We start from the raw sequence: 22,607 nt of genomic DNA on the forward strand, positions 1-22,607 counted from the left end.
CTCATGTTGCGCGCACTGTGGACGGCGGCGTCGGGGATGTCGGCTCAGCAATTGAACGTCGACACCATCGCGAATAATCTAGCGAACGTGAACACCGCGGGGTTCAAGAAACTGCGGGTGGATTACCAGGATTTGTATTACCAGACCCTGAAGGAACCGGGCGCCAGCGAAGAGGGCGGCGTGTCCCCCACGGGTTTGGAGGTCGGCATGGGAACCTACCCCGTGGCCACCCAGAAGATTTTCACTCCCGGGGACCTGGAGAACACCGAAAACCCCCTGGATTTGGCCATCGAGGGCACCGGGTTTTTCCAGGTGTCTCTGCCCGACGGCAGCAAAGCCTATTCCCGGTCCGGCACCTTCCGACTGGACGCCGAGGGCCGCGTGGTCACGGCCGACGGTTATTTGCTGGAACCCGCCCTCACGGTCCCGGCCGACACCCAGGAGATCAGCGTGTCCCTGGACGGGACGGTGTCGGCCAAATCGGCCGCTTCCCCCGTTCCGGCGGTCATCGGCAACTTGGAGTTGGCGACGTTCTCCAACCCCCCGGGCCTCAAATCCCTGGGACACAGCCTCTACGCGGAAACGGCGGCTTCGGGAACGCCCCTCACGGGCACGCCCGGCGCCCAGGGCGTGGGATCGGTCCGGCAAGGAATGCTCGAAATGTCCAACGTGCGGGTGGTCGACGAAATGGTCAACATGATCACCGCCCAACGGGCCTACGAACTGAGTTCCAAAGCCATTCAGACGGCCGACGAAATGATCCGCCTGTCGAACAATCTCCGTGGGTAGAAGACTCTTTTCATTCGGTTGGGCGGCCGTCCTCGCGGGGATTTGCCTCCCCCTGCGGGCCGCTTCCGTACGCCCGATTTTGGACGCGGCCGACCGGGCGTTGTCCCGGGCTTTTCCATCAACGTCGGGCGAGTGGCGTTGGGAGCTCCTGGGCCCCGCGCCGGTCGTTCCGGCGGAGGTTGTCGACGTCGCGGCCGAAGCGGACCCCGTGGACCCGACGCCCCGCGCCCTCGTGTCTTTGACGGTGCGGCTGACCCGCAACGGCCGGCGGGTTCGGACGGTGTTGCTTTCCTATCGGCTTCATCGGACGGCCGCGGTGTGGGTCACGCGCCGCTCCGTGGCGGCCGGCGCCCCCGTTTCGATCGACGACCTGATTCAAGAACGCCGGGAGATTTCCCCGGCGGAACGACTCCTGGCCCCCGCCGACACGCCCGACCATCTTTGGGCGCGGCGGCTCCCGGCCGGAACGCCGCTCGCCGCCTCGATGGTGGTTCCCCGCCCCCTGGTTAAAAACGGCGAAACCGTCCGCGTGACCGTGACGGCCGGAACCCTTCGACTGAGCGCCACGGGACGGGCTTTGCGGGACGGCCGCTCCGGCGACGCCATTCCGGTGTGGCTTGCCTCCACCCGCCGCCCCGTCACGGCCACCGTGCGCGGGCCCGGACAGCTCGATTTGACCGCCCCCGGGGCCGCCCAGTGAACCGCTGGGTCCCGCTGGCGCTGTTGTTCGTCGCGGGTTGCTTCGGTCGCCGACCCACGCCACCGGCGCCGCCGCCCATCGCCGAAACGCCGCTATTGTCCCTCTTTGCCGACACCCGGGCCGGTCGCGTCGGGGACCTGGTCACCGTGCAAATCATGGAAACGTCCAAGGGTTCCCGTCGAGTCACCTCCCGCGCCGACAAAGAGGGCGATTTGTCCGTGGATTTAAAAACGAACACCGGCGGCAAAGCCGCCCGCTCCTCCCTGGGTCTTAAGACGACCAACGACACCAACGCCGAATCGGGCCTGGAGCGCCGGGGGTCCTTGATCGCCAACATGACGGCTCGGGTGATCGACATTCTGCCCGGCGGTTTGCTCCGACTCGAAGGCGAGCAGACCATCGTTCTGGAGGGCGGCGAACAAACCATTCGGTTGAAGGGCCTCGCCCGGCCCGCGGACATTGGGCCCGGAAACACGATTCTCTCCACGCGGCTGGCCGACGCCCGCATTGAATACAAAAGCCGCCGGGAACCCTCCGTCCACCATCGGGGTCTTTTGGCCTGGCTGGTCGGGATCGTTTTCTAGCGGAAGGATGACATGAAACCAGGCTGGTTTTTGTTGTTGGGAATCGCGGGGGCGTTGAACCTCTCGGCGGCCGAAACCCGGGTGAAGGACGTCGCCCGGGTGGGCGGCGTTCGAGACATGGAACTGGTGGGGTACGGGCTGGTAACGGGCCTGCGCGGAACCGGCGACCGGCCCGGCTCCGGACCGGCGGCCCAATCCCTCGTCAATTTATTGAATCGATTGGGGGTCGCGGCCTCGCCCCAGGAACTCCAATCCAGCAACATCGCGGCGGTGGCGGTCACGGCCCGGGTGCCGGCGTACAGCCGGCCGGGCGCGGCGATGGACGCCCGGGTTTCGTCCTTGGGGAACGCCTCGCGGCTGGAAGGCGGGACACTGCTTTTGACGGCCCTTTTGGGCGTCGATGGAAAAGCCTACGCCACCGCCCAGGGACGATTGGCGGAGGAACCGGAATCGGGCGAGGACCGAAAAGGTTCCGCCTCCGCGGGCGGGGCGACCACGGCTTTTCTGCCCAGCGGCGTGCTGCTGGAGAAACCCCTGGGGGGGCCCGCCGCCGAAACCGACGGACATTTGGCCGTCACGCTGGATCGACCCGACGCGGTGACGGCCGAACGCATCGCCCAGGCGGTCCAGGAAACCCTGAAAGCGCCCTCCCGGGCCACGGACCCGGGCCGGGTGGACGTGGAAATTCCCGACGATTTTCGGGAGGACCCCGTGGGATTCGCGGCGCGCGTCGAGCGCGTGGCGGTCACCCCGGACGAAGCCCCCCGGGTGGTTTTGAATGAACGCACGGGGACGGTCATTGCCGGGCAGGGGGTTCGCATCGCGCCGGTGGCGATCTCCCACGGCGGCGTCAAAATCGAAATCGGCGGGGGGCCGGCCCGGGCCGAGGCCGACGTCACGTCGCTGGTGGACCTCTTAAGCGGGCTGGGCGTGCGCCCCCGGGACGTGGTCGTTATTTTCCAGATGCTCAAGCGTCTCGGCGCGCTCAAGGCCGAACTGGTGCTGATGTGAAACTTTCCCGAACCGCGCCCCCCGCCCCGCCGCCGACCCGTTCCAACGATCGCCTGAAACAGGCCTGCCGGGGTTTCGAGGGCATTTTCCTGCACGCGCTTTTAAAAGAAATGCGCTCCACGGTGGACGCGACCGCCCTCGGCGGGTCCGGTCCCGCCCGGGAGATCACCCAGGACATGTATGACCAGTCGCTGAGCGAGGAGATGTCCCGCGCCGGCGGCCTCGGCGTGGGTCCGATGCTCTACCGCCAGTTGAACCGGGCTCAAGTTCCCGCGCCCGGGGCCGATAAAGGAAGTGAGAGGAGGATACATCCATGATTCCATCCATTGGTTCCTCGGGGCCCCAGGGCTCCCGGGGCGCGTCCGCCGCCGATGAAACGGCCAAAACGGGCGCCGCCGCCAAAAAACGTCCCGCCGCCGCGTCGGAGGCTCAGGATCAGGTGACCCTGTCGCCCGTGGCCCGGGACCTGCAGGTTCTGCGGGCCCACGTGAACGACGGCGCCGCCGACCGGGCCGCCAAAGTGGCCGCGTTGAAAGAACGCGTCGCGCGCGGCGATTACCGCGTGAGCACCGATGACCTGGCCGCCCGAATCCGGGACGCCTGGTCCGCCTGACGCCTTGACGGCCGTGGCCGCCGACACCCCCCTCGCGCGGATGGAATCCGCGTTGGAGGAGATTACGCGTCTGTGCGGGGAACTCCGGGACATCATGACCGAGGAACGAACCGCCCTGGTCGCCGCCCGGCGGGACGCCCTGCCGGAACTTCTCCGAAAAAAGGCCGACGGCCTTCAGCGCTTGGCCGACGCCGACGAACGACGGCGACGGTGCGCCCTTCAATTGGAACGATCCTGGGGCTGGGCCCCGGTGGACCGCCCCCTCTCCCAACTCGCCTCGCGCCTGGACGCCCCCACCCGGGAACGTTTGGTTGGGAAAAAAGACCGCCTGCTCCAGGTCATGCGCGACTTGTGCGCCTTGAACGAAGCCAACGGCCGGTTGATCCGCCAAGCCGTCACGGTGGGCCGCCGCCTTTTGGACTGGGCCACGGCCCCCCGCGAATTCATTTACGGTCCGGCCGGGCTTGAACGCGACGCCGCCGGGCGCGTCGTCCACCAACGTGCGTGACCATCGACCCGGGGGGTTTGCCCCGGCCCCCGATCGCACGGCGGGGAATTGACCCGTGTCTCTTCTCGCCAGTTTTGAAATCGGCACCCGGTCCCTTCGCACCTTTCAAACCGCCATTCAGACGGTCTCCCACAACATTTCCAACGTCAACACCCCCGGATACTCCCGCCAACGAATCGTGTTGACCACGGAGCAACCCGATCTGACGGACCGCTTCGACGTCGGCCGGGGCGTCCGGATGATGGGCGTCGAGCGCCTGCGGGACGCTTTTTTTGAAGCCAGCTGGCGTCGCGAAACCACGGGACAAGGACAGGCCGAAGCCCTGGCCACGGCCTACAAGTCGGCGGAATCCCTTTTTCCCGAGCCCAACGGAGACGGTCTGTCGACCCGCATGGACAAGTTTTGGTCCGCCTGGCAAGAATTGGCCAACCACCCCACGGACCCGGGAATCCGCGCGGTGGTCTTGACCCGGGGCGCCGACTTGGCCGCCGGGCTCAACCAGACTCTTCAGGGACTGACGCAACAGCGGGCCGATGTGGACAGCGAAATGGCCGCCGTGATTCCCCAAATCAACGCCACCGCCCGTGAAATTTACCAGCTGAACGACGCCATCAAAACGGCCCTGCTGAACGGCCAAACCCCCAACGACGCTTTGGACCGCCGGGATTTCCTGGTGGGCCAATTGTCCCAGTGGACGTCGGTTCAGGTGGTGGACCACGCCGACGGCTCCGTGGCGGTTTACGCCGGAGGGGCGCCGTTGGTCGAGGAAGGCCGCGTGGGGTCTCTGGAAACGTTCCCCCGGGCGGGAGACCCCGAAGGCCACCTGGCGATCCGTTGGAAAGAAACCGGGGACGCCTTTGAGCCCGTGGGAGGGCGCTTGGGGGGCCTCGTGGCCGCCCGGGACACGGTGTTGACCGGGCTCACCCAATCGTTGAAGGACTGGTCCCGGACGCTCCGGGACGAAGTCAACGCCCTGCACCGAACCGGCGTGGGCCTGGACGGCTCCACGGGCCTACGGGGCGCGGTGAATTTCCCCGGAACTCTGGCGGCCGACGCCACGGTGTCGTTGAACGGCGTCGACATCGCCCTCACGGCCGGGGACGACCTGGCCACCGTCGTTTCCCGTCTCAACGCCCAGGAAGCCGCCACGGGCGTCCACGCCGCGGTGGACGGCGCGCGCCTGGTGCTGGCCCCGGGCGGCGCTTCCCCCCAAACCGTTCGAATGACGGGCGACCCCGACGGCGCCTGGAAAACCCTGGGCATCGTCAACGACTTTTTCGCCGGGGAACCCGGCGCCCTGGGGTTATCGGAGGCCGTCCAAAACAACCCGGACGCCGTCGCGGCGTCCGTGTCCGGCGCCCCGGGGGACAACGCCCTGGCCCGCGCTTTGGCCGGTCTCCGGGAGAAAAAGGTTTTTTCCGACGGCCACGCGAGTTTCGACGGCTCCTACCAGGGGTTTCTGGCCGACCTGGGCGCGCGGTCGGCCGCCGCCCAAGCCACCCACGACAACCAAACCTTTTTGGTTCAACAAATCGATCAACTGCGGGAATCCGTCTCCGGCGTTTCTCTGGACGAGGAACTGACGGATCTAATCCGCTACCAGCGGTCCTACGAAATGGCGGCGCGGTCCATCCAAACCGCCGACGAAATGTTGAGCACGTTGCTCGACATGGTCCATCGATAACCGGGAGGTTCCTGTGCGCGTCACCGAACGATTGATCCACCGCGGGGTCGTGGACGAAATCCACGGCCATCTGGCCGCCATGGCCAAACTCCAACAGCAAATCGCTTCCGGCAAGCGCCTCACGGGCCTGTCCGAGGAGCCCATCGACGCCGCCCGGTCGATCCGCCTCCAAGCGTCGGCCGCGGGGCTCGATCAATTCAAGAAAAACACCCAGGAAGCCCTGGCCTGGATGAACGCGACGCTCGGGGCCCTGAGCCGGGTTCGCGAAGTTCTCCAGGAAGCCCGGACCGACGCCCTGGAGGGCGGAACGGACTCCACCCCGACGGACAGCCGGCACGCGCTGGGCGAAAGCGTCGCGCGACTTCGGGAATCCCTGGTGGAATTGGCCAATTCCAAGTGGGAGGGCGCTTCCCTGTTCGGCGGCCACGCCACGACCGCCGCGCCCTTTGCCGCGGACGGGACGTACCGGGGCGACACCGGAACCATCGGACGCGACATCGCCCCGGGGGAAACCACCACGGTCAATTACAACGGCGACGAGGTGTTCCGGAACGGGACGAACCTCTTCGCCGCTCTGGACGCCCTTCAAACCGCCCTCCAAAACGACGACCCCGCGGCCGTTCGCGGCGCCGTGCCGGCCCTGGACGACGGAATCAAGAAAGTGCTCCGGATGGAGGCGTCCCTGGGGGCCGAAACGGAACGCGTCACTCTGACGCAATCCCGGTTGGACGAGATGAACGTCACCCTGACCAAACGCCGCTCGGAAAACGACGACACGGACATGGCCCAAGCGGCCATGGACCTGCAAAGCGAAAACAACGTCTACCAGGCCTCCTTGGCGGCTTCGGCGCGCCTGTTCGGCGCCTCGCTGCTGGACTTTCTCAAATGACCCGGCGCGCGCGACCGCCCCTGACCACCACGCGCTTCGGCGTCCTTCGGCCCGACGCCGCCTCGGTTTTGACGCTGGTCGGCGGCTTGGTGGGTTTCCCCGGCCAACGGCGGTTTCTGTTGTTGGACCACGCGGGCCGGGGCGATTTCGGCTGGCTGCAAAGCGCGGACGACGGCAGCCTGGCCTTTCCCGTCACCGATCCGCGGCGCCACCTGCCCGATTGCCGTTACGTTTTTGGCCCGGCCGACCTGGCGGGATTGCGGTTGGGCTCCCGCGCCCTCCCCGACGTTCTGGTCACCGTTTCCGTCACGCCCGACGGCGGCGTGCGACTCAACTTGTCCGGACCGCTCGTGTTTAATTTCCGCCGGCGCCTCGGGCGCCAGCTGGTCCAATCCCCGGTCGGCGACCCGATCCCCGTGACGCTCCCGTGCTCCTTCTCTCCCGTCGAAAAGGCGAAAGCCTCCTGATCGGCGACACCGTGGAAATCACGGTGCTCGCGGTGGAAGGCGGAAACGTTCGGTTGGGCATCCGCGCCCCCGGCGCGGTGCCCGTTTATCGGCGGGAACTCTACGACAGCATTCGAGCGGAGAACCGGGATTCGGCCGCCGCGGGGGTGGAGGATTTGTCCCGGGCCTTGGCCCGGGGCGGTTCTACGCCGACGTCGGCGGCGCCGTCACCGTTCCGGCGGCCCCCCCGGGGCGCTCGACCTTAACGGCTTTCGGTCGCCCCAATTCCTTTTTTAATTTCCGTAATTCGGCGTCCTTCAATTCCAATTCCTGCTTCATAAGGTCGTTCTCGCGCAGAAGCCAAAAGCGGTCCACCGCGTGGGACACGACCGCCAGCACCTCGTCGTCGTTCCAGGGCTTGGTGAGAAACCGGAAAATGCGTCCGTCCAACACCGCGGCGGTGAACACCGAGGAGTCCGTGTGCCCGGACAGCATGAGCCGCACCGTTTGGGGCCACCGCCGTCCCACTTCCTTGAGAAGTTCAACCCCGTTCATGCCGGGCATCCGGTAATCGGAGATGATCACGTGGGCGGGGCCGGTGTCCCGCAGGAGGCGCAGGCCTTCGTCGCCCGACAACGCCGTGAGCACTTCCACGTCTATTTTTTGGAGCAGACGGCGAAGGGATTTGACCACCCCCTGATCGTCGTCAACGCACAACACCCGTATGTTGGACACCATGGACATCCTCCCGTCAGACTCCGCGACTCAAATCGTTTCCGGGGTCCCGGCCGCGTTTTAGCGCGGCGGATCCGTCTCCAGGCACGTCACCGCGTTTTCCAAAATCCAGGCCGGCAATTTGGACAGGGGCACGGCGTCCCGGGCGGCCCCGCTTTCGACCGCCAGGCGCGGCAATTCGGCCGCGAAACAGGTGGAGCCCTCCTGCGCCGCCGTGCGGGCGCCCCCCGCCCGCAGGACCGCAAGGCCCGCCACGCCGTCCTCCCCCAGGCCCGTCAAAAGAACCCCCACCGCCCGAGCCCCCGCGGCCAAGGACGCCGATCGAAACAAGACGTCGAAGCTGGGCCGATGGCCCCCCACCAACGGTCCCTCCACGATTTCCACGTGGGGGGCCTTGGCCGAGGCGGCCAGCAGGGCGTGGCGGTTGCCCGGAGCGATCAGTATCTGCCCCGGGCGAAGGACGTCGTTGGGCACGCCTTCTTTGACTTCCATGCGGCAAACGCCCGCCAGCCGCCGCGCGAAGGCGCCGGTGTGGGATTGGGGCAGGCGCGTCGCGACCAACACCCCGGGCGTGTCTTCGGGCAGGGCCTTGAGAATTTCTTGAAGCGCGGGCGTGCCCCCTTCTCCGGCGGCCAGGACGATCACCGGCGAACCGCTCCGTTTCGCGCCGGTCCGCCACAGGTCCCGCGGGAGCGCCTCGATGGGGGTCCGCTTTCGAAAACAATCGAACGACAGGCTGGCGGCCGCCGCCCGGTGAATTTCGCCGATCAAAAGGGTCGGGACGTCGCTCAAATCGTCGCCCGACCCGGTGGAAGGCGACGGCAAGGCGGCCACGGCGCCGCGTTCCAAGCAGCGCAGAACCGAATCGCCCTCGTCGTCGCCGCCGCAAAGGACGACCGGCAGAGGGTCCGTGTCCATTAGGGTTTCCAAGAAACGGGACCCGTTTCCGGCGGCGGTGCCCATGGTGAGGACGAGGACCTGGGGGTCGAAGTCCCGGCGAAGGGGGTCCCACCCCTCGGGACCCGCCAGGGATTGAACCCGAACCCCTCCCTGGCGTTGAAGGAGGTCGGCCAAGCTCCGCCGACCGGCGGCCGAGGCGTCCATGACCAGCACCCGAACCGGTCGCGGCGGAATCAGGGACGCCGACCCGGTCGATTCCGTTTTTTCAGCGGGTGGCGACACACGCCCCCCCGTCGCTCGAACGAACCGATCGATCCACATGAAAAACGACGGCGCTTCGCCAGGGCGGCCGCGGGCTCACGGCCCAGCGGGCCCGCACCACCTCCCCGGTGGGGGTGGTCAGGGGGGTTTCCCATTGTCGTCCGACCACCGGACACCCCCCGGCGGCGGCCGCGTCTTGGAGGTCTTTGATAAAAGACGCTCGGTTGGCGGGTTCCACCAGGGTTTCAATAAAATCCCGCCCCAAAAGGTCCCGACGCGGCCAACCGAAAAGACGCTCGGCTTCGTCGTTCCATTCAAGCACGTGACCTTCCCGTGAAATCAGCGCCCAACCCCGAAATCGTCCGGCCAGTTCAAACATCGCTCGGCCTCCCTTTTTTCACACTATCGGAAGGAATTCAAAGAACCACAGCCCCTTCCGGGTTGGCACACTTTTTGCATATGGGTATAGTGTGAACAGGATTTACCGTAAAAGTAAAAATGTGTATTATAAATATCCTTCAACACTGCGACGTGCTGAAGCGCACCTCGAGGGTCACGGCTCGTTCGGAACACCGGAAACGATTTTCGGGAGGCCCCATTGAGCGACACCACGCCGTCGTTGATTGAAACGCAGTCCGCGTCTTTCACCACCCGGGCCCGCCCCTTGGCCATGGACGTGGCCCACGAGCTGAGCAACGTGTTGGGGTGCCTCACCATCCTTCCCGACGTCATGATGCGCCACATCCCCGCGGACAGCCCTCTGCGGCGGGATTTGGTTGAAATGCGTCGCGCCGTCCAACGCCTGGACGACTTGGCGACCCATTTGTCTCTTTTGTCCTCGGACCGAACCAACATCGGGCCGCTCAACCTTGGGGATCTCGTGCGGGTGACGCTCGCCAAAGAACCCCTCCGCCAAATCCTCCAGGACTGCCCCTCCGTTCGATCGGATTTTCAATTTGAAGAAGGGATTCCCCCGATTCAAGGTTCGGCGGATTGGATTCCCGTCATACTCCGAAACCTGGCGCGCAACGCCCTGGACGCCATGATCGGCGGCGGGCGATTGTCCGTCGCCGTGCTTTTTCGGCGGCTCTCCGCCGACCACCCCGGGCTGGACCGGGTGCCGGGAGGCGATTACGTTGTTTTGAGCGTGGGCGACTCGGGCCCCTTGCTGACGGCCGATCAGCGGGCCAGCCTGTTTGAACCCTATTTCTCCCAAATGGTCCTGGCGCGTCCTTCCGGGGGCGGGTTGGCCCTCATGGTGGTCCGGCGGCTGGTCCGCCGCCAGGGCGGCTTCGTGGACGTTCGCTCCGGTCCCGGGGGTTCCTTTTTCGACGTGTATTTTCCCGCCCTGCGGGATTCGGTGCAAAAACCGGACCCCCCCCCCGTCCCGCGGCGGTCCCGTTTGGTGATCGTCGACGACCGACGCGACCAGCGGGAACTGTTCGGGCGGCTGCTGGAAAACGCCGGCCACGACGTGGTCACCGTGGCCAACGAATCGGAAGCGCTGGAGGCCCTGGCCCGCCAGAACGCCGACGTCGTTCTGCTGGACATCTCCCTGCGCAAACAACACGACGGACTCGACCTTTACCAAACCCTGCGGGCCCGTTGGCCCGGGCAAAAAGTGGTCTTCGTGAGCGGCCACGGCCGCGAGGAATACGCCGAGGCTCTGCCGGATTTGATGGAGGCCCCGTTTTTGAAAAAACCCTTTACGGCCAAAACCCTCTTGGCCACCGTCGACGATCTCCTGGCGGCTTCCGACCCTCGGTGATGCGATGACCCCCGGCCCCCGCCTCACCGGTTCCGCGGCGCCTCGAACGCTTCAGCGCCTCATTCCCCGCCTGAAGCTGGCCCATTTGATGGCCTTGCCCGAAGAAAACTTCGGCAAATTGGTCCTGACCGTGGAGCGTCATCCGCTCTTTCAAAAATATCTCTACACCAGCGACCCTCACCGGCAACTCTTCTCCTACGGACGTTTTCAGCGGAGCGGGGTGGCGCCCCGCTTTCTCCAGATCAACGAGGACATCGCCCCCGCCGCGGGGGGGCTGGACGTCGAGTCGCTCCTGGACGAAAAACGGTCCCTGATCGCCCTCTGCCGGCGCATCGGGGAGAAAAACTTCGAGCGCTTTTTCCTGTACGGCGAGGGGGGCCGCTCCCTGGACGACATCGCCCGGGAATGCGGCGTCAGCTTGGAGGACGCCCAGCGGGCTCTGGATTTGGTGACCCGGGTGGGGGTTCAGTCCGAATTTTACGAGCCCCCCTCCCCGGCCATGTCCCCCACCAACACCCGCATCGCCCACATCGAACCCGACGGGGAGGGGTCCTTCGCGATCCGCTACACCTCCCTCAAATACGCCCGCGGCCGTTACGTCATCCATTACGACCGGCTCAATTCCCTCAAACGCCTCCCGGGAATGACCCTCGAAGAATTTCGCCAAGTTAAAAAACTGGTCAAAACCATGGAATTCGTCAACGCCCGACGCTCCACCGTGAGTCGCGTGCTGGAAACCATCGTCCAACGGCAGGACGGGTTCCTTCGCTCCGGCCACCAGGAAGATTTAAAGGACCTCACGCAGGAAGAATTGGCCCACCAATTGGGAGTCCATTCCAGCACCATCAGCCGCATCGTGGCCTCCAAATCCGTTTTAACGCCCTGGAACGAAGAACGCCGAATCAAGGATTTCCTAGGCCGACGGTCGGTGGAGGGCGTTCTGGCCAAAATCCAGGACCTGGTGGAGGAGGAAACCCGGCTGATTCGTTCGGGCGCCCGTCCGACTCCATTTCGCGACGAGGAGCTTTGTCGCGCCCTGGCCGAGCGCCAGGGACCGCGAATCGCCCTTCGCACCATGTCGAAATACCGTTCCCTGCTCCACATCCCCAACGTCTACGACCGGGCCCGCGCCATGGCCCGGCCGATCCCCCCCCCGCTTAAGTCTTCTTAGCCTGAACCGATAATTCCCCTGACTACGCGGCCTGGGCCGTCGTCGTCTATTCGTCGGCCGATCCGGACGAACGCGCCGATTTCGAGGGGGAAGGATGTCCACCACACCGGTTCCGATCCTGCTGGTCGACCACGACGAAAAAGATTTCAACGACGCGCGGGCCCTTTTGGAGCAATTTGAATCCGCCACCTATTGCCTGGACTGGGCGGCCGATTACGACGCGGGTTTAAAAGCCCTTTCCAAGGGAGCGTACGCCTTGGTCCTCGTGGAATACCATCTGGGCGACAAGACGGGCCTCGATTTCCTTCAGGCCCTAAAAGACCGGGGCCCCGAGTCTCCGGTGATCGTTTTGACCGAAAAAGGCGACCGGGAAGTGGATCTGCAGGTCATGCGGGAAGGCGCCTACGACTTCCTCGTCAAAGGCGAATACGACGCCTCGCTCCTGGAACGCACCCTCCGCTACGCCCTGAGCCGGCGAAAAACCGAAGAACATCTGCTCCACACCGCCCGGGAACTCGAGCGAATGAATTCGACGTTGAAGGAAACCCAGTCCCGCATTATTCAACAGGAAAAGATGGCGTCCATCGGCCAATTGGCGGCGGGCGTGGCCCACGAAATCAACAACCCCATCGGGTTCGTCTCCTCCAACCTGCGCACCCTCGCCAAATACGCGGACAGCGTCACCGGATTTTTCAAAGACTTGCAGCGTCTCCTGGCCGAGGCCCCGGCGGGGACTCCGCTCCACGCCCTCAAAGACCAGTGGCGGGACCGCCAACTGGATTACGCCGTGGAAGACATGATCGACTTGATTCAAGAGTCTCTGGAAGGGACGGACCGCGTCGTTAAAATCGTCAAGGACTTGAAGAATTTCTCCCGGGTGGACGAGGCGGAACACCAGCACGCCAACATCAACGATTGCCTGGACAGCACGATCAACATCGTCTGGAACGAATTGAAATACAAGGCCCAGCTCACCAAGGAATACGGGGCCCTGCCGCGCATCAAATGCTTCCCGCGGCTGCTGAACCAGGTGTTCATGAACCTGCTGGTCAACGCCTCCCACGCCATTGAGAAACAAGGCGTGATCACGGTTAAAACCTGGCAAGACAACGGCTCCATCGTCGCCTCCGTTTCCGACACGGGGTGCGGGATCCCCGAACCGATTCGCAAGAAGATTTTCGAACCGTTCTTCACGACCAAAGAAGCCGGCAAGGGAACGGGCTTGGGCCTTTCCATCGCCTACGACATCGTGGCCCGCCACAAAGGCGAAATCTCGGTGGACAGCGAAGTGGGCCGGGGGACCACCTTTACCGTGCGCGTTCCCGCCCTGGAGCCCCAGGCATGACCTCCATTCGCCTCCTCTGCGTCGACGACGAACGCAACGTCCTGCGCGCCCTTCAGCGCGTGTTTCGTTCCGAGCGATTCCAATTGACCACGGCGCTCTCGGGCCCCGAAGCCCTGGCGCTCCTCGAAAGGGGCCCCGTCCCCGAGGTGGTGTTGGCGGACTACCGCATGCCCGGGATGAACGGCGTCGAACTTCTCCATCAAGTCCACGAACGATGGCCCGAAACCATCCGCATTATTTTGTCGGGATACGCCGAAGCCACCGCCGTGGAAGAAGCGCTCCGGGAGGGGAAGGTTTTTCGTTTTTTCGCCAAACCCTGGGACGACCAGGAACTGATTGCCGCCATTGAGCAGGCCGTCGACCACCCCGTGTGCCGTTTGGATTGGCGCCGGGGCCGCGCCGGGGTCCCGCCCCCCCTCCCATGACCACCGCCCCGGCCACCCTGCTGTTTGTGGACGACGAAGTCAACACCTTGAACGCCCTGCGGCGGGTGTTCGCCGATCCGGGGTATCGGGTGTTGGTGGCGGCCGGTCCGCCCGAGGCGTTGGACGTGCTGTCCCGGGAGCCCGTGGATTTGATCTGCAGCGATCAGAACATGCCGGGCCGCACGGGGCTGGACCTTCTACGGGAGGTGCGCGAGCGGTGGCCGCACATCAAGCGCCTGATGCTGACGGTGGTCACCGACGCCAAGGTCATGCGGGAAGCGGCGGAGCGGGGCGCGGTCTACAAATACCTGAACAAACCCTGGGACGACGACGATTTAAAAATGACCGTGCGGCGGGCCCTGGAACACGGCACGCTCGAATCGGCCCACCACCGGCTGCAAGACCGGTCCTGCGCCCAGGACGAATTGGTCGAAAAAATCGACCGCTTGTGGGACCGGCCCCGGGGCACCCTCGGCTTCGTCCTTGAGAAAGCCGGGCTCGTGACGGCGGACCAGGCCGCCGCGGCCGGACGGGAACGCCGGGCGCCGGAATCCCTGATTGAAACGCTCGTACGGATGGATCGGGTGACCGAGGCCCAGGTGCTCCGGGTGGTGGCCGACGCCCAGCACGTCCCCACGATCGAACTGGACGGCGTGGCCCTGGCCGCCGAGGCCGTTAAAATGGTGCCCCGGGAGATCTGCGAAAAAGGGCGTTTGGCCCCCGTCCGGATCGAAAACGATCGACTGGTGATCGCCTTCGCCGACCCCACCGACGTGGTCAAAATCGAAAACCTCGCCATCGTCACCGGACTGCCCGTCACGGCCCTGGCCGCGACGCCTTCCGGCATTTTGAAAAGCTTGGACCGATTTTTTGGGGACTCCCCGGCGTACACGTCGCTTCAGGATTTTGAAAAGCAGGTCCAATACGACCAGGGCGGCCGGTTCGACCTCGTGGTGGAGGAGGAAGAACCCAACGCCCTGGACAAACTGTTCTCGGGAACCGACGAAGCCTCCGTGGTCCGCCTGGTGAACGCCATCGTCTTCGAAGGGCTTAAAAGCCGGGCCTCCGACATTCACATCGAACCCAAGGCCCGGGTGTCCCTGGTCCGCTACCGGGTGGACGGCATGCTGCAGACGCGGTTAAAAATCCCCGGACCCCTCCACGCGCCCACGATGTCCCGCCTCAAAATCCTGGCCAAGCTGGACATCGCCGAACGGCGGCGCCCCCAGGACGGCCGGCTGACGCTCAAGGCCGGACCCCGGTTGATCGACGTGCGTCTTTCGACCATGCCCACCGTCGAAGGGGAGAAAATGGTCCTCCGCATTCTGGACACCTCCGGGGCCGTCAAGAAAGTGGCGGACGTGGGCTTTGCGGCCGCCGACCTTCTTCGTCTCTCCCCCCTGCTGCGCCGCCCCCAGGGCATCGTGCTGTCCACCGGCCCCACGGGGTCGGGAAAAACCACCACGCTCTACGCCATTTTGAACGAAACCTTGAGCCCCTATAAAAATTACGAGACCATCGAAGATCCCGTGGAATACCGGCTGGAGGGGGCCAATCAAGTGCAGGTCCGGGAGAGCCTGGGGTTGTCCTTCGCCGCCACCCTCCGCTGCACCCTGCGACAGGACCCGGACGTCATTTTGCTCGGCGAAATCCGCGACGAGGAAACCGCCGACGTGGCTTTCAAAGCCGCCTTGACCGGCCACCTGGTTCTTTCGACGCTGCACACCAACAGCACCGTGGCGTCCCTCACCCGTTTGATCGACATCGGCGTCAAACCCTACCTGCTGGCGTCGGCCCTGGAAGGGATCATCGCCCAACGGCTCGTTCGCCGGATTTGCGAAAGCTGCCGGACCCGGGTGGAGCCCGCCGCGGATACCCTGGGGCTCCTCCGCCTGCGGCCCGAAGATTTTCCGACCGTTTTCGCGGGAACGGGCTGCGATCGATGCGACCACTCGGGCTACCGGGGCCGGACGGGGCTTTTTGAAGTTTTGGTGGTGACGGACGAGCTGCGGCGGGGAATCGCCGGCGGGGTGGAGGAATCGGCGGTCGCGGGCCTGGCCCGGGCCGCCGGAATGCGAACGCTGTTGGAGGACGGGTTGGAAAAAGCCCGCGCCGGAATCACCACCCTGGAGGAGGTTCTTCGGGTGATGGGGCCCCCCACCCGCTACGAAGAACCCTGCGGATCCTGCCGACGCCCCTACGAGGTCACCCACGGGTTCTGCCCATTTTGCGGCGCCGAGCGCCGAAACCGGTGCGGGGGGTGCCACCGGACTCTGGAGCCCCTGTGGAGTCATTGCCCCGGGTGCGGCCACAAACGGACCACGCCCGCGGCGCGGCCCGTTCTCTAATTTAAGCGACGGCCGGGGCCACGTTCGCCCGCAGGGGACGACCCCAGGACGGCCAGTCCAGTTCCACCCGGTTTCGCCCCCGGGCTTTCGCCCGATAGAGGGCCTGGTCCGCGGCGGCCATCAGATCCAAAGGCGCGGCTCGACCGTCGGGAATCCACGAGGCCACGCCGACGCTGACCGTCAAGCCGGCCCCTTCGATCGACAACCTCCGCACCGTTTTGTGCACGGCCTGTCGAAGGCTTTCGGCGACCAAGGCGGCCCCGGGCACGTCGGTGTGGGGCAGTACGACGGCGAATTCCTCTCCGCCGTAACGCGCCACCAGGTCGCCGGGCCGTCGCGCCGTTTCCATCAACGCCCGGGCGACGTTTTTAAGCGCGTCGTCCCCCGCCAAATGGCCGAACCGGTCGTTGAAGGCTTTGAAATAATCGATGTCGACCAACAGCAGGGCCAGCGGGTAGGAACCGCGCCGCGCCCGGAACCACTCGGCCCGCAACCGTTCGTTGAGGGCCCGCCGGTTGGCCACCCCCGTGAGGCCGTCCAAAGACACCAACGTGCGCAAACGCCTGTTCCGCCGCCTCAACCGCCGCACGGCGTGAAACAACCGTTCCTCCCGCTCCCGACGACGGGCCCCCCGCGATCGGCCCGCCCAAGGCCAAAACGTCCATCGGCCCGGACGAAGCCATTGGGCCAAGGCCCCCCCCGTCCACCACCGCCCCCCCAACCGCGGCCAAAGGACGCGGACGTTCACGGCAGTTTCTCCACGCGGCCGGTGGTCAAATCGTAGAGGGCGGGAATGACCAGGAGTTTCCCCGACGCCACCCGCTCCCGAAGGAGCGGACTTTCCAAAAGGATGTTTTGAACCGCCTCCCGAACGTTGGATTCCTCCGCCAATCGGGCCCGGTCGCCGGCCTTGGTTTTGGCATCGGGCAAGGCGGGGCGGATGCGTTTAACGATGGCGTCCAGATTCGGCGTCGGCATCGGCTCGCCGGACAGGGCCGCCGCCACGGCCCCGCACTTCCGGTGCCCCATCACCACCAAGACCCCCACCCCCAAATGTTCGGCCGCGTATTCCAGGCTGCCCAGAGCCACGGGGTCCACCACTTCCCCGGCGCTTCGGACGACGAACAGATCCCCCAACCCCTGGTCGAACAACAACTCCGGCGGGGTGCGGCTGTCCGAGCAGGACAACACCATGGCGCGGGGGTGCTGCCCTTCGACCAACTCCCGGCGGCGGGCGACGGTGACCCGCGGCCGAAGGACGCCTTTGACGAATCGATGATTTCCATCGGACAACGCGCGCCAGACCCGGTCGGCCGACGCGGGCGCGCCGGCGGGCTCCCCCGCGTGTACCAGGGCGCCGGCGAGGATCAAACACCCCCCCAGAACCCGGACGTTCACGACGGACACCCCGCCGGGGTGGCCCGGGGCGACGCCAGCCAGTGCTCGATGATCTTGACCGCCCGCGCGTGGATCTGGCACACCCGGGACTCCGAGACCCCCAGCACTTCGCCGATTTCCCGAAGGGTCAGTTCTTCGAAATAATACAGGGACACCACCCGCCGTTCCTTCTCCGGCAAGGCGTCAACGCCTTCGCGCAGACGTCGGATCACTTCCTCTTTTTCCAGGCAGGAGAGGACGTCCGGTTCGGCCCGGGCCGCCAGCAGGTCGGGACCGCCGCCGTCGCCGTCTTCGTTTCCTCGGGGGCCGCCGTCCAGAGACATTTCGCCGTCGTGCACGACCTCCTGGTGCAACCCGCGCATGTCCGCCGGGCTCAATCCCAGCGCCCCGGCGATTTCGAGATCCGAAGGGTCCCGCCCCAGGCGTTCCCGCATTTCGTTTTTCGCGGCTTTGTAGCGCTCCACGCGCCGCCGGCCTCCGCGGCTCAAGGGGTCCAACCGGCGCAAATGGTCGAGCACGCTTCCCTGGATCCACCGGTAGGCGAAGGTGTCGAATTTAACGTTCCGGCCGGGATCAAAACGGTCCAGCGCCTTCAACAGGCCGATGGCCCCCGCGCTTTCGAGGTCGTCCCGATCCACCTGGGGGACCAACGCCACCGGCATGCGGCCGACCACGTGGCGCACCAACGGCGCGAATTGCGCCAGAATGGTTTCCCGCGCCGAAAGATCGCGGTCCACCAAAAACCGCCGCCAGGCGTCCTCCAAAACGGCGGGCGTGGCGGAGGCGCGACCCGCGATTCCTTTTTCCGACGTTGCGTTCCTCATAACGTTCCTCCCGGGATCACGACGCCACCGGCAGGGGCGACTCGACGCCCACCACGCCGATGGATTTCACGCGCGTGTCGGCGGTGATCTCGTTGTAGGAGAGCACCGTCAACCGCGGCACGAACCGTTCAAAATGCCGACGCACGACCGCCCGCAGGGACGCGGAACACAAAAGCACCGGTCGGTCGGCCGCCCCGGCCGGGGCACTGAACAATTCCAGGAGCCGGCGGGCGACGTCGTCCGACAAGGCCGGGTCCAGCACCAAGCGCGCGGTGCGCTCCCCTTTCGGCATGGAATCGTGCAGCCGCCGCTCCAGGTCCGGCGAAAGCGTGGCGCCGTAAAGCGTGCCTTCCTCGTCCCGATACTGTTGGGAAATTTGCCGCGCCAGGGACGCTCGGGCGTATTCGGTCAACAGGTCGGGGTCTTTCGTCAGGCCGGCCGCTTCGCTCAGGGCTTCGAGGATTTGCAGAAGGTTTCGAATGGACACTTTTTCGTTCAACAGATTCTGGAGAACCCGATGCACCGCGCCCGCCGAAAGAACCCCCGGAATCAATTCGTCGATGACGGCCGTTTGGCCCCGGGCCTTCAGGTCGTTCAAAAGGGTTTGGACCTCCTGGCGGCCCAATATTTCGTGGGCGTGGTCCCGCAGGACTTCGGTCAAGTGCGTCGCCACCACCGACGCGTTGTCCACCACGGTGAGACCCTCCATTTCGGCGGTCCGGCGGTCGCTCTCGGCCACCCACAGGGCCGGAAGCCCGAAGGTCGGTTCCTTGGCCGGCAACCCCCGGACGTTTTTGATGCCGTCCCCGCCCATGGCCAGGCAGTATCCCGGCATCAAATCCCCACGGGCGACTTCGGCCCCTTTGATTTTAATGACGTAGGTGTTGTTGTAGAGGGCGCTGGAATCCCGAATCCGCACCGGTGGGAGGACAAACCCCAATTCCCGCGCGCACCGGCGCCGAATCGACACGACGCGGTTCAACAAATCCCCGCCTTGGCCCGTGTCGACCAAAAACAAAAGCCCGTACCCCAATTCCAATTCCAAGGGTTCGACGGCCAAAAGGGACGAAAGATCTTCGGCGGCGCGTCCGGCGTCTTTTTCCCCGCCCGCGGGGGCGGCGGCGGGCGTCGGGACGGGCCGGGCCCCCGGACGGGTGACCCAGGCCATGGCCGCGAGGGTCCCTCCGACCACCAAAAAAGGCACGACGGGCAATCCCGTGAACAGCCCCGTCACCCCCAACAGCGACATGGTGAAACCCGCCATGCCCAGGGCCCGGGGGTTGGCGGATATTTGGCGGGCCCACTCCTGCCCCAGCGGCGATTGAGTCGCCGACCGCGTGACCAAGACGCCCGAAGCGGTGGAAACAATCAACGCCGGGATTTGATGAACCAGGCCGTCGCCGATGGACAAGACGGTGTAGGTGCGCAACACGTCGGCCAGGTCCATGTGCCGGCGCCAAAATCCCAGGATCGCTCCGCCCAGGATGTTGATGCCGACGATCATCATGGCCGCGATGGCGTCGCCGCGGACGAACTTGGACGCGCCGTCCATGGCGCCGTAAAAGTCGGCCTCCCGTTGGATGTTCTGCCGCCGTTGGGTGGCCGTTTTCTCATCGACCAGCCCGGCGTTCAGTTCCGCGTCGATGGCCATTTGCTTGCCGGGCAAAGCGTCCAACGTAAAACGGGCCGCGACCTCCGACACGCGCTCGGCGCCTTTGGTGATGACGAGAAACTGAACGACGACCAAAATAAGGAACACCACGAACCCGACGACCGCGTCCCCCCGCACCACGATTTGACCGAAGGCCTCGATGACGGCGCCGGCGTCTCCCGACATGAGGATGCGCTTGGTCGACGCCACGTTGAGCGCCAGGCGAAACAGGGTGAGACCGAGCAGGACCGACGGAAAAATGGAGAAATCCAGGATTTCCCGGATGTTCAGGACCACCAACAGGACCGTGACCGACATGGCCAAATTGAGAATCAACAGGAAACTGAGCAACCAAGTCGGCAGCGGCAAAATCATGGTCGCCAGGACGCCCAAAATCCCGAAGGCGGTCAGGACGTCCAAGGTTCGTTTTTGAATCATGGCTTCGGCCACGCGTTACCTCCGAGGATTCTTCAAGCGGTACACGTAGGCCAACACTTCGGCCACCGCCTGGTAGAGGGCCACGGGCACGGGGCTCCCCACATCCACTTTCTGATACAAGAGTTGTGCCAAGGGTTTGTTTTCAAGGAGCGGCACCCCGTTCGCCCGGGCCAATTCCCGGATGCGTTGGGCCACCAAATCGGCGCCCTTGGCGACCACCTCCGGCGCGCTGGTGCGGGGCCGGTAGCGGAGGGCCACCGCCAGGTGGGTGGGGTTCGTAATCACGACGTCGGCTTTGGGCACCTGGCTCATCATGCGGCGGGAGGCCCATTTTTTGCGCAAGCTTTTAAGGCGCGACTTCACCTGGGGGTTGCCTTCCATTTCCCGGTGCTCTTCCTTCATTTCTTGCTTGCTCATGCGGAGATCGCTTTCCCAACGACGGTGCTGTTGGTAATAATCCCAGGCGGCCAAGGCGGAAAAGAAAAGGACGGCGTCCCAAAGAACTTCCGAGAACCGGGCCCCCACCTGGGCCGTCATGGCGGGCAATCCCCGGCCCAGGTCCGCCGGCGATTTGACCGCCAGCGACCACACGGCGCGGCCGGCGATCAAGGCGAACCCCGCGGCTTTCAAGAACGTCTTCAAAGCGTCCGCGCCGTTGCGGGGGCTCAGAAGCCGTCGGGCCCCGGACAAGGGGTTGGAACGGGACCAGTCGAATTTCAAGAGAGTCGGCGCGAAAAGGCCCCGGGTTTGGGCCGCTCCCAGGGCCAACGCGCACAAAGCCGCGGCCGCCAGTACCGGCAGGATCAACACCGCGCCCCCCTTGAGGGCCAACATCGCCGCGGCGTTTAACGGCACGCTTTCCGTGGCGGATTTTCCCGCCAACGACACCGTTTCCCGCCAGAGCGCCCCCCAGCGGGCCCCCCACTGGGGCCCCTGGGAAATCAACACGCCGGCCGCACCGACCAGAGCGGCCACGGCCGGCACGTCCCGGCTCTGGGCGATTTGCCCTTCGCGTCGGGCCTTTTGAAGTTTGTGGGGAGAGGGCTTTTCGGTTTTCTGATCGGACCCGGGGGCCACGGCTTAGCCCCCCAGGTTTTTCAAAAACCAGGACAGTTGGTCGAAGGCGCCCGCGGCGGTTCCGGGGAAAAACCGAATCAAAGCGGCCACCCCGACCCAGAGGGACGCGAACCCGATCAGGGCCCGGGCGGGGAAATCAATGGCGGCCAGATTCATCTGGGGCGCCGCGCGAACCAGGAACCCGATCAAGAGGGAGGACAGCCACAGAGCCCCCACTGTCGGGGCCGCGGCCGCGGCGGCCAGGGCCATGGAGCGACCGACGCTCTCCACCCACAGGCCGGCGAGGCGTCCCGTCCACAAGGCTTCCCCCGGTCCGATTTTCTCGAAGCTCCAAACCGTCAGTTTCAAAAGCCGCCAGGGACCGTCCAAAATAAAAAAAAGCAGGAGGGCGAGGCGGTGGTAGAGTTCCGCCAAATCGTCCACCGATTCGTTCGTGCGGGGGTCGAAAAAACCGGCCCAGCCGAACCCCATTTGATTCCCGATTAAATGGCCGGCGGTTTGATACGCCGAGAAAAACAGCGCCAAAAGGCCCCCCAGGGCCGCTCCAACGCCGGTTTCGGAGATCACGGCCAACCCGACCCCCCAGGCGTCGGTCGCCAGGGGCGGCGCGCCCCGAGCCCAGGACACCACCAAAGCGCTCACCCCCAGGGCCGCCGCCAAACGCGCCACCGGAACGCCGCGCCCCGCGAAGGGAGGCGCCACGGCGAAAAGGCCCAACACCCGGGCGAACACCAAGACGAATCGAAGGGGATCGGGGATCGCCACGGCGTTTAACGGGCGGCCTGGGGCAGGGCGCTGATCATGCGCTCGGCGAATCGAACAAGAGCCGCCCATTGCCAATGGCCGAGCACGGCCGTCACCAGCGCCACGAGGAGCAGTTTGGGAACGAACACCAGGGTCATTTCGTGAATCTGCGTCGCGGCTTGAAACAAACCGATCACGATGCCCGCCGCCAAGGCCACAAGCAAAACGGGCCCCGCCGCCAGGAGGACCGCCCAAAAAGCCTCCCGCAACAACGACGCGACGGTGTCCGCGCTCATCC

26 protein-coding genes are annotated in these 22,607 nt (G+C 65.4%); 16 read left to right on the forward strand and 10 right to left on the reverse strand.

Annotated features, from left to right (window positions below; translation table 11 throughout):
- Positions 1–3: 3 nt before the first annotated feature.
- Genes flgG through csrA form a run of 11 tightly spaced genes read left to right on the forward strand, consistent with a single transcriptional unit; the run spans position 4 to position 7,490 of the window.
- Entirely contained in the window at positions 4–789 is a 786-nt protein-coding gene (gene flgG, locus IPP68_06940; GenBank protein MBL0350091.1) for a flagellar basal-body rod protein FlgG, read from the forward strand.
- On the forward strand, positions 782–1,489 hold the full coding sequence (gene flgA, locus IPP68_06945) for a flagellar basal body P-ring formation protein FlgA (protein MBL0350092.1): 708 nt from the start codon (positions 782–784) through the stop codon (positions 1,487–1,489). Before flgG ends, flgA begins: the two co-directional genes overlap by 8 nt.
- Complete coding sequence (locus tag IPP68_06950; GenBank protein MBL0350093.1) at positions 1,486–2,073, forward strand: flagellar basal body L-ring protein FlgH; 588 nt, start codon at positions 1,486–1,488, stop codon at positions 2,071–2,073. The genes flgA and IPP68_06950 overlap by 4 nt, the downstream gene beginning before the upstream one ends.
- 12 nt (positions 2,074–2,085) lie before the next feature.
- Entirely contained in the window at positions 2,086–3,084 is a 999-nt protein-coding gene (locus IPP68_06955) for a flagellar basal body P-ring protein FlgI (GenBank protein ID MBL0350094.1), read from the forward strand.
- A complete protein-coding gene (locus tag IPP68_06960) occupies positions 3,081–3,401 on the forward strand; it encodes a rod-binding protein (protein ID MBL0350095.1) in 321 nt (106 codons plus the stop codon). The genes IPP68_06955 and IPP68_06960 overlap by 4 nt, the downstream gene beginning before the upstream one ends.
- The gene (gene flgM, locus IPP68_06965; protein MBL0350096.1) at positions 3,398–3,697 is read left to right on the forward strand and encodes a flagellar biosynthesis anti-sigma factor FlgM; all 300 of its coding nucleotides are present in this window, start codon (positions 3,398–3,400) and stop codon (positions 3,695–3,697) included. The genes IPP68_06960 and flgM overlap by 4 nt, the downstream gene beginning before the upstream one ends.
- 13 nt (positions 3,698–3,710) lie before the next feature.
- The gene (locus IPP68_06970; GenBank protein MBL0350097.1) at positions 3,711–4,205 is read left to right on the forward strand and encodes a flagellar protein FlgN; all 495 of its coding nucleotides are present in this window, start codon (positions 3,711–3,713) and stop codon (positions 4,203–4,205) included.
- 55 nt (positions 4,206–4,260) lie between these two features.
- Positions 4,261–5,889 (forward strand): flagellar hook-associated protein FlgK, encoded by a 1,629-nt coding sequence (gene flgK, locus IPP68_06975; protein MBL0350098.1) that lies wholly within the window; start codon positions 4,261–4,263, stop codon positions 5,887–5,889.
- 13 nt (positions 5,890–5,902) lie between these two features.
- Positions 5,903–6,778: a flagellar hook-associated protein FlgL gene (gene flgL, locus IPP68_06980; GenBank protein MBL0350099.1), complete on the forward strand. Its 876-nt coding sequence runs from the start codon at positions 5,903–5,905 to the stop codon at positions 6,776–6,778.
- On the forward strand, positions 6,775–7,245 hold the full coding sequence (locus IPP68_06985) for a flagellar assembly protein FliW (protein ID MBL0350100.1): 471 nt from the start codon (positions 6,775–6,777) through the stop codon (positions 7,243–7,245). The genes flgL and IPP68_06985 overlap by 4 nt, the downstream gene beginning before the upstream one ends.
- Positions 7,206–7,490, forward strand: coding sequence for a carbon storage regulator CsrA (gene csrA / locus IPP68_06990; GenBank protein MBL0350101.1), 285 nt, complete (start codon positions 7,206–7,208; stop codon positions 7,488–7,490). Before IPP68_06985 ends, csrA begins: the two co-directional genes overlap by 40 nt.
- Here csrA and IPP68_06995 read toward each other — a convergent pair.
- From IPP68_06995 to IPP68_07005, 3 genes are read right to left on the reverse strand one after another with little or no spacing between them, the layout of a single operon-like run.
- A complete protein-coding gene (locus IPP68_06995) occupies positions 7,429–7,962 on the reverse strand; it encodes a response regulator (GenBank protein MBL0350102.1) in 534 nt (177 codons plus the stop codon). The two genes, csrA and IPP68_06995, sit on opposite strands and share 62 nt — an antisense overlap.
- Before the next feature lie 57 nt (positions 7,963–8,019).
- On the reverse strand, positions 8,020–9,141 hold the full coding sequence (locus tag IPP68_07000; protein ID MBL0350103.1) for a chemotaxis response regulator protein-glutamate methylesterase: 1,122 nt from the start codon (positions 9,139–9,141) through the stop codon (positions 8,020–8,022).
- Complete coding sequence (locus IPP68_07005) at positions 9,125–9,442, reverse strand: PAS domain-containing protein (protein MBL0350104.1); 318 nt, start codon at positions 9,440–9,442, stop codon at positions 9,125–9,127. The genes IPP68_07000 and IPP68_07005 overlap by 17 nt, the downstream gene beginning before the upstream one ends.
- 276 nt (positions 9,443–9,718) lie before the next feature.
- Between IPP68_07005 and IPP68_07010 the strand changes: the two genes are divergently transcribed.
- The 5 genes from IPP68_07010 to tadA all read left to right on the forward strand — a co-directional run bounded on the left by IPP68_07010 (position 9,719) and on the right by tadA (position 16,177).
- Positions 9,719–10,888 carry a response regulator gene (locus IPP68_07010; GenBank protein MBL0350105.1) on the forward strand — a complete coding sequence of 390 codons (1,170 nt, stop codon included), beginning with the start codon at positions 9,719–9,721 and terminating at the stop codon, positions 10,886–10,888.
- A gap of 4 nt (positions 10,889–10,892) precedes the next feature.
- Positions 10,893–12,059, forward strand: coding sequence for a hypothetical protein (locus tag IPP68_07015; protein ID MBL0350106.1), 1,167 nt, complete (start codon positions 10,893–10,895; stop codon positions 12,057–12,059).
- A gap of 388 nt (positions 12,060–12,447) precedes the next feature.
- A complete protein-coding gene (locus IPP68_07020; GenBank protein MBL0350107.1) occupies positions 12,448–13,404 on the forward strand; it encodes a GHKL domain-containing protein in 957 nt (318 codons plus the stop codon).
- Positions 13,401–13,829 carry a response regulator gene (locus IPP68_07025; GenBank protein ID MBL0350108.1) on the forward strand — a complete coding sequence of 143 codons (429 nt, stop codon included), beginning with the start codon at positions 13,401–13,403 and terminating at the stop codon, positions 13,827–13,829. Before IPP68_07020 ends, IPP68_07025 begins: the two co-directional genes overlap by 4 nt.
- Positions 13,826–16,177, forward strand: a complete 2,352-nt coding sequence (gene tadA / locus IPP68_07030; protein MBL0350109.1) for a Flp pilus assembly complex ATPase component TadA — start codon at positions 13,826–13,828, stop codon at positions 16,175–16,177. The genes IPP68_07025 and tadA overlap by 4 nt, the downstream gene beginning before the upstream one ends.
- A gap of 1 nt (position 16,178) precedes the next feature.
- Here tadA and IPP68_07035 read toward each other — a convergent pair whose 3' ends face one another.
- Genes IPP68_07035 through fliQ form a run of 7 tightly spaced genes read right to left on the reverse strand, consistent with a single transcriptional unit; the run spans position 16,179 to position 22,605 of the window.
- Positions 16,179–16,925 carry a GGDEF domain-containing protein gene (locus IPP68_07035; protein ID MBL0350110.1) on the reverse strand — a complete coding sequence of 249 codons (747 nt, stop codon included), beginning with the start codon at positions 16,923–16,925 and terminating at the stop codon, positions 16,179–16,181.
- Positions 16,922–17,530, reverse strand: a complete 609-nt coding sequence (locus IPP68_07040; GenBank protein MBL0350111.1) for a carbonic anhydrase — start codon at positions 17,528–17,530, stop codon at positions 16,922–16,924. The genes IPP68_07035 and IPP68_07040 overlap by 4 nt, the downstream gene beginning before the upstream one ends.
- A 41-nt stretch (positions 17,531–17,571) precedes the next feature.
- A complete protein-coding gene (locus IPP68_07045) occupies positions 17,572–18,399 on the reverse strand; it encodes a FliA/WhiG family RNA polymerase sigma factor (protein ID MBL0350112.1) in 828 nt (275 codons plus the stop codon).
- A 16-nt stretch (positions 18,400–18,415) separates the two neighbouring features.
- Positions 18,416–20,488 (reverse strand): flagellar biosynthesis protein FlhA, encoded by a 2,073-nt coding sequence (gene flhA / locus IPP68_07050; protein ID MBL0350113.1) that lies wholly within the window; start codon positions 20,486–20,488, stop codon positions 18,416–18,418.
- A gap of 15 nt (positions 20,489–20,503) precedes the next feature.
- Positions 20,504–21,565 carry an EscU/YscU/HrcU family type III secretion system export apparatus switch protein gene (locus IPP68_07055; GenBank protein ID MBL0350114.1) on the reverse strand — a complete coding sequence of 354 codons (1,062 nt, stop codon included), beginning with the start codon at positions 21,563–21,565 and terminating at the stop codon, positions 20,504–20,506.
- Positions 21,566–21,568: 3 nt separating this feature from the next.
- The gene (locus IPP68_07060; GenBank protein MBL0350115.1) at positions 21,569–22,330 is read right to left on the reverse strand and encodes a flagellar biosynthetic protein FliR; all 762 of its coding nucleotides are present in this window, start codon (positions 22,328–22,330) and stop codon (positions 21,569–21,571) included.
- A gap of 5 nt (positions 22,331–22,335) precedes the next feature.
- A complete protein-coding gene (gene fliQ, locus IPP68_07065; protein ID MBL0350116.1) occupies positions 22,336–22,605 on the reverse strand; it encodes a flagellar biosynthesis protein FliQ in 270 nt (89 codons plus the stop codon).
- Positions 22,606–22,607 lie beyond the last annotated feature (2 nt).

Source organism: Elusimicrobiota bacterium (genome assembly GCA_016722575.1).
GTDB lineage: Bacteria > Elusimicrobiota > Elusimicrobia > FEN-1173 > FEN-1173 > JADKIY01.

Coding starts and splice junctions, on each gene's coding strand:
- flgG (MBL0350091.1), top strand. CDS start 4: ATGTTGCGCGCACTGTGGACGGCGGCGTCGGGGATGTCGGCTCAGCAA.
- IPP68_06955 (MBL0350094.1), top strand. CDS start 2,086: ATGAAACCAGGCTGGTTTTTGTTGTTGGGAATCGCGGGGGCGTTGAAC.
- flgM (MBL0350096.1), top strand. CDS start 3,398: ATGATTCCATCCATTGGTTCCTCGGGGCCCCAGGGCTCCCGGGGCGCG.
- IPP68_06985 (MBL0350100.1), top strand. CDS start 6,775: ATGACCCGGCGCGCGCGACCGCCCCTGACCACCACGCGCTTCGGCGTC.
- IPP68_06995 (MBL0350102.1), bottom strand. CDS start 7,962: ATGGTGTCCAACATACGGGTGTTGTGCGTTGACGACGATCAGGGGGTG.
- IPP68_07015 (MBL0350106.1), top strand. CDS start 10,893: ATGACCCCCGGCCCCCGCCTCACCGGTTCCGCGGCGCCTCGAACGCTT.
- IPP68_07020 (MBL0350107.1), top strand. CDS start 12,448: ATGCGGGAAGGCGCCTACGACTTCCTCGTCAAAGGCGAATACGACGCC.
- IPP68_07025 (MBL0350108.1), top strand. CDS start 13,401: ATGACCTCCATTCGCCTCCTCTGCGTCGACGACGAACGCAACGTCCTG.
- tadA (MBL0350109.1), top strand. CDS start 13,826: ATGACCACCGCCCCGGCCACCCTGCTGTTTGTGGACGACGAAGTCAAC.
- IPP68_07045 (MBL0350112.1), bottom strand. CDS start 18,399: ATGAGGAACGCAACGTCGGAAAAAGGAATCGCGGGTCGCGCCTCCGCC.
- flhA (MBL0350113.1), bottom strand. CDS start 20,488: ATGATTCAAAAACGAACCTTGGACGTCCTGACCGCCTTCGGGATTTTG.
- fliQ (MBL0350116.1), bottom strand. CDS start 22,605: ATGAGCGCGGACACCGTCGCGTCGTTGTTGCGGGAGGCTTTTTGGGCG.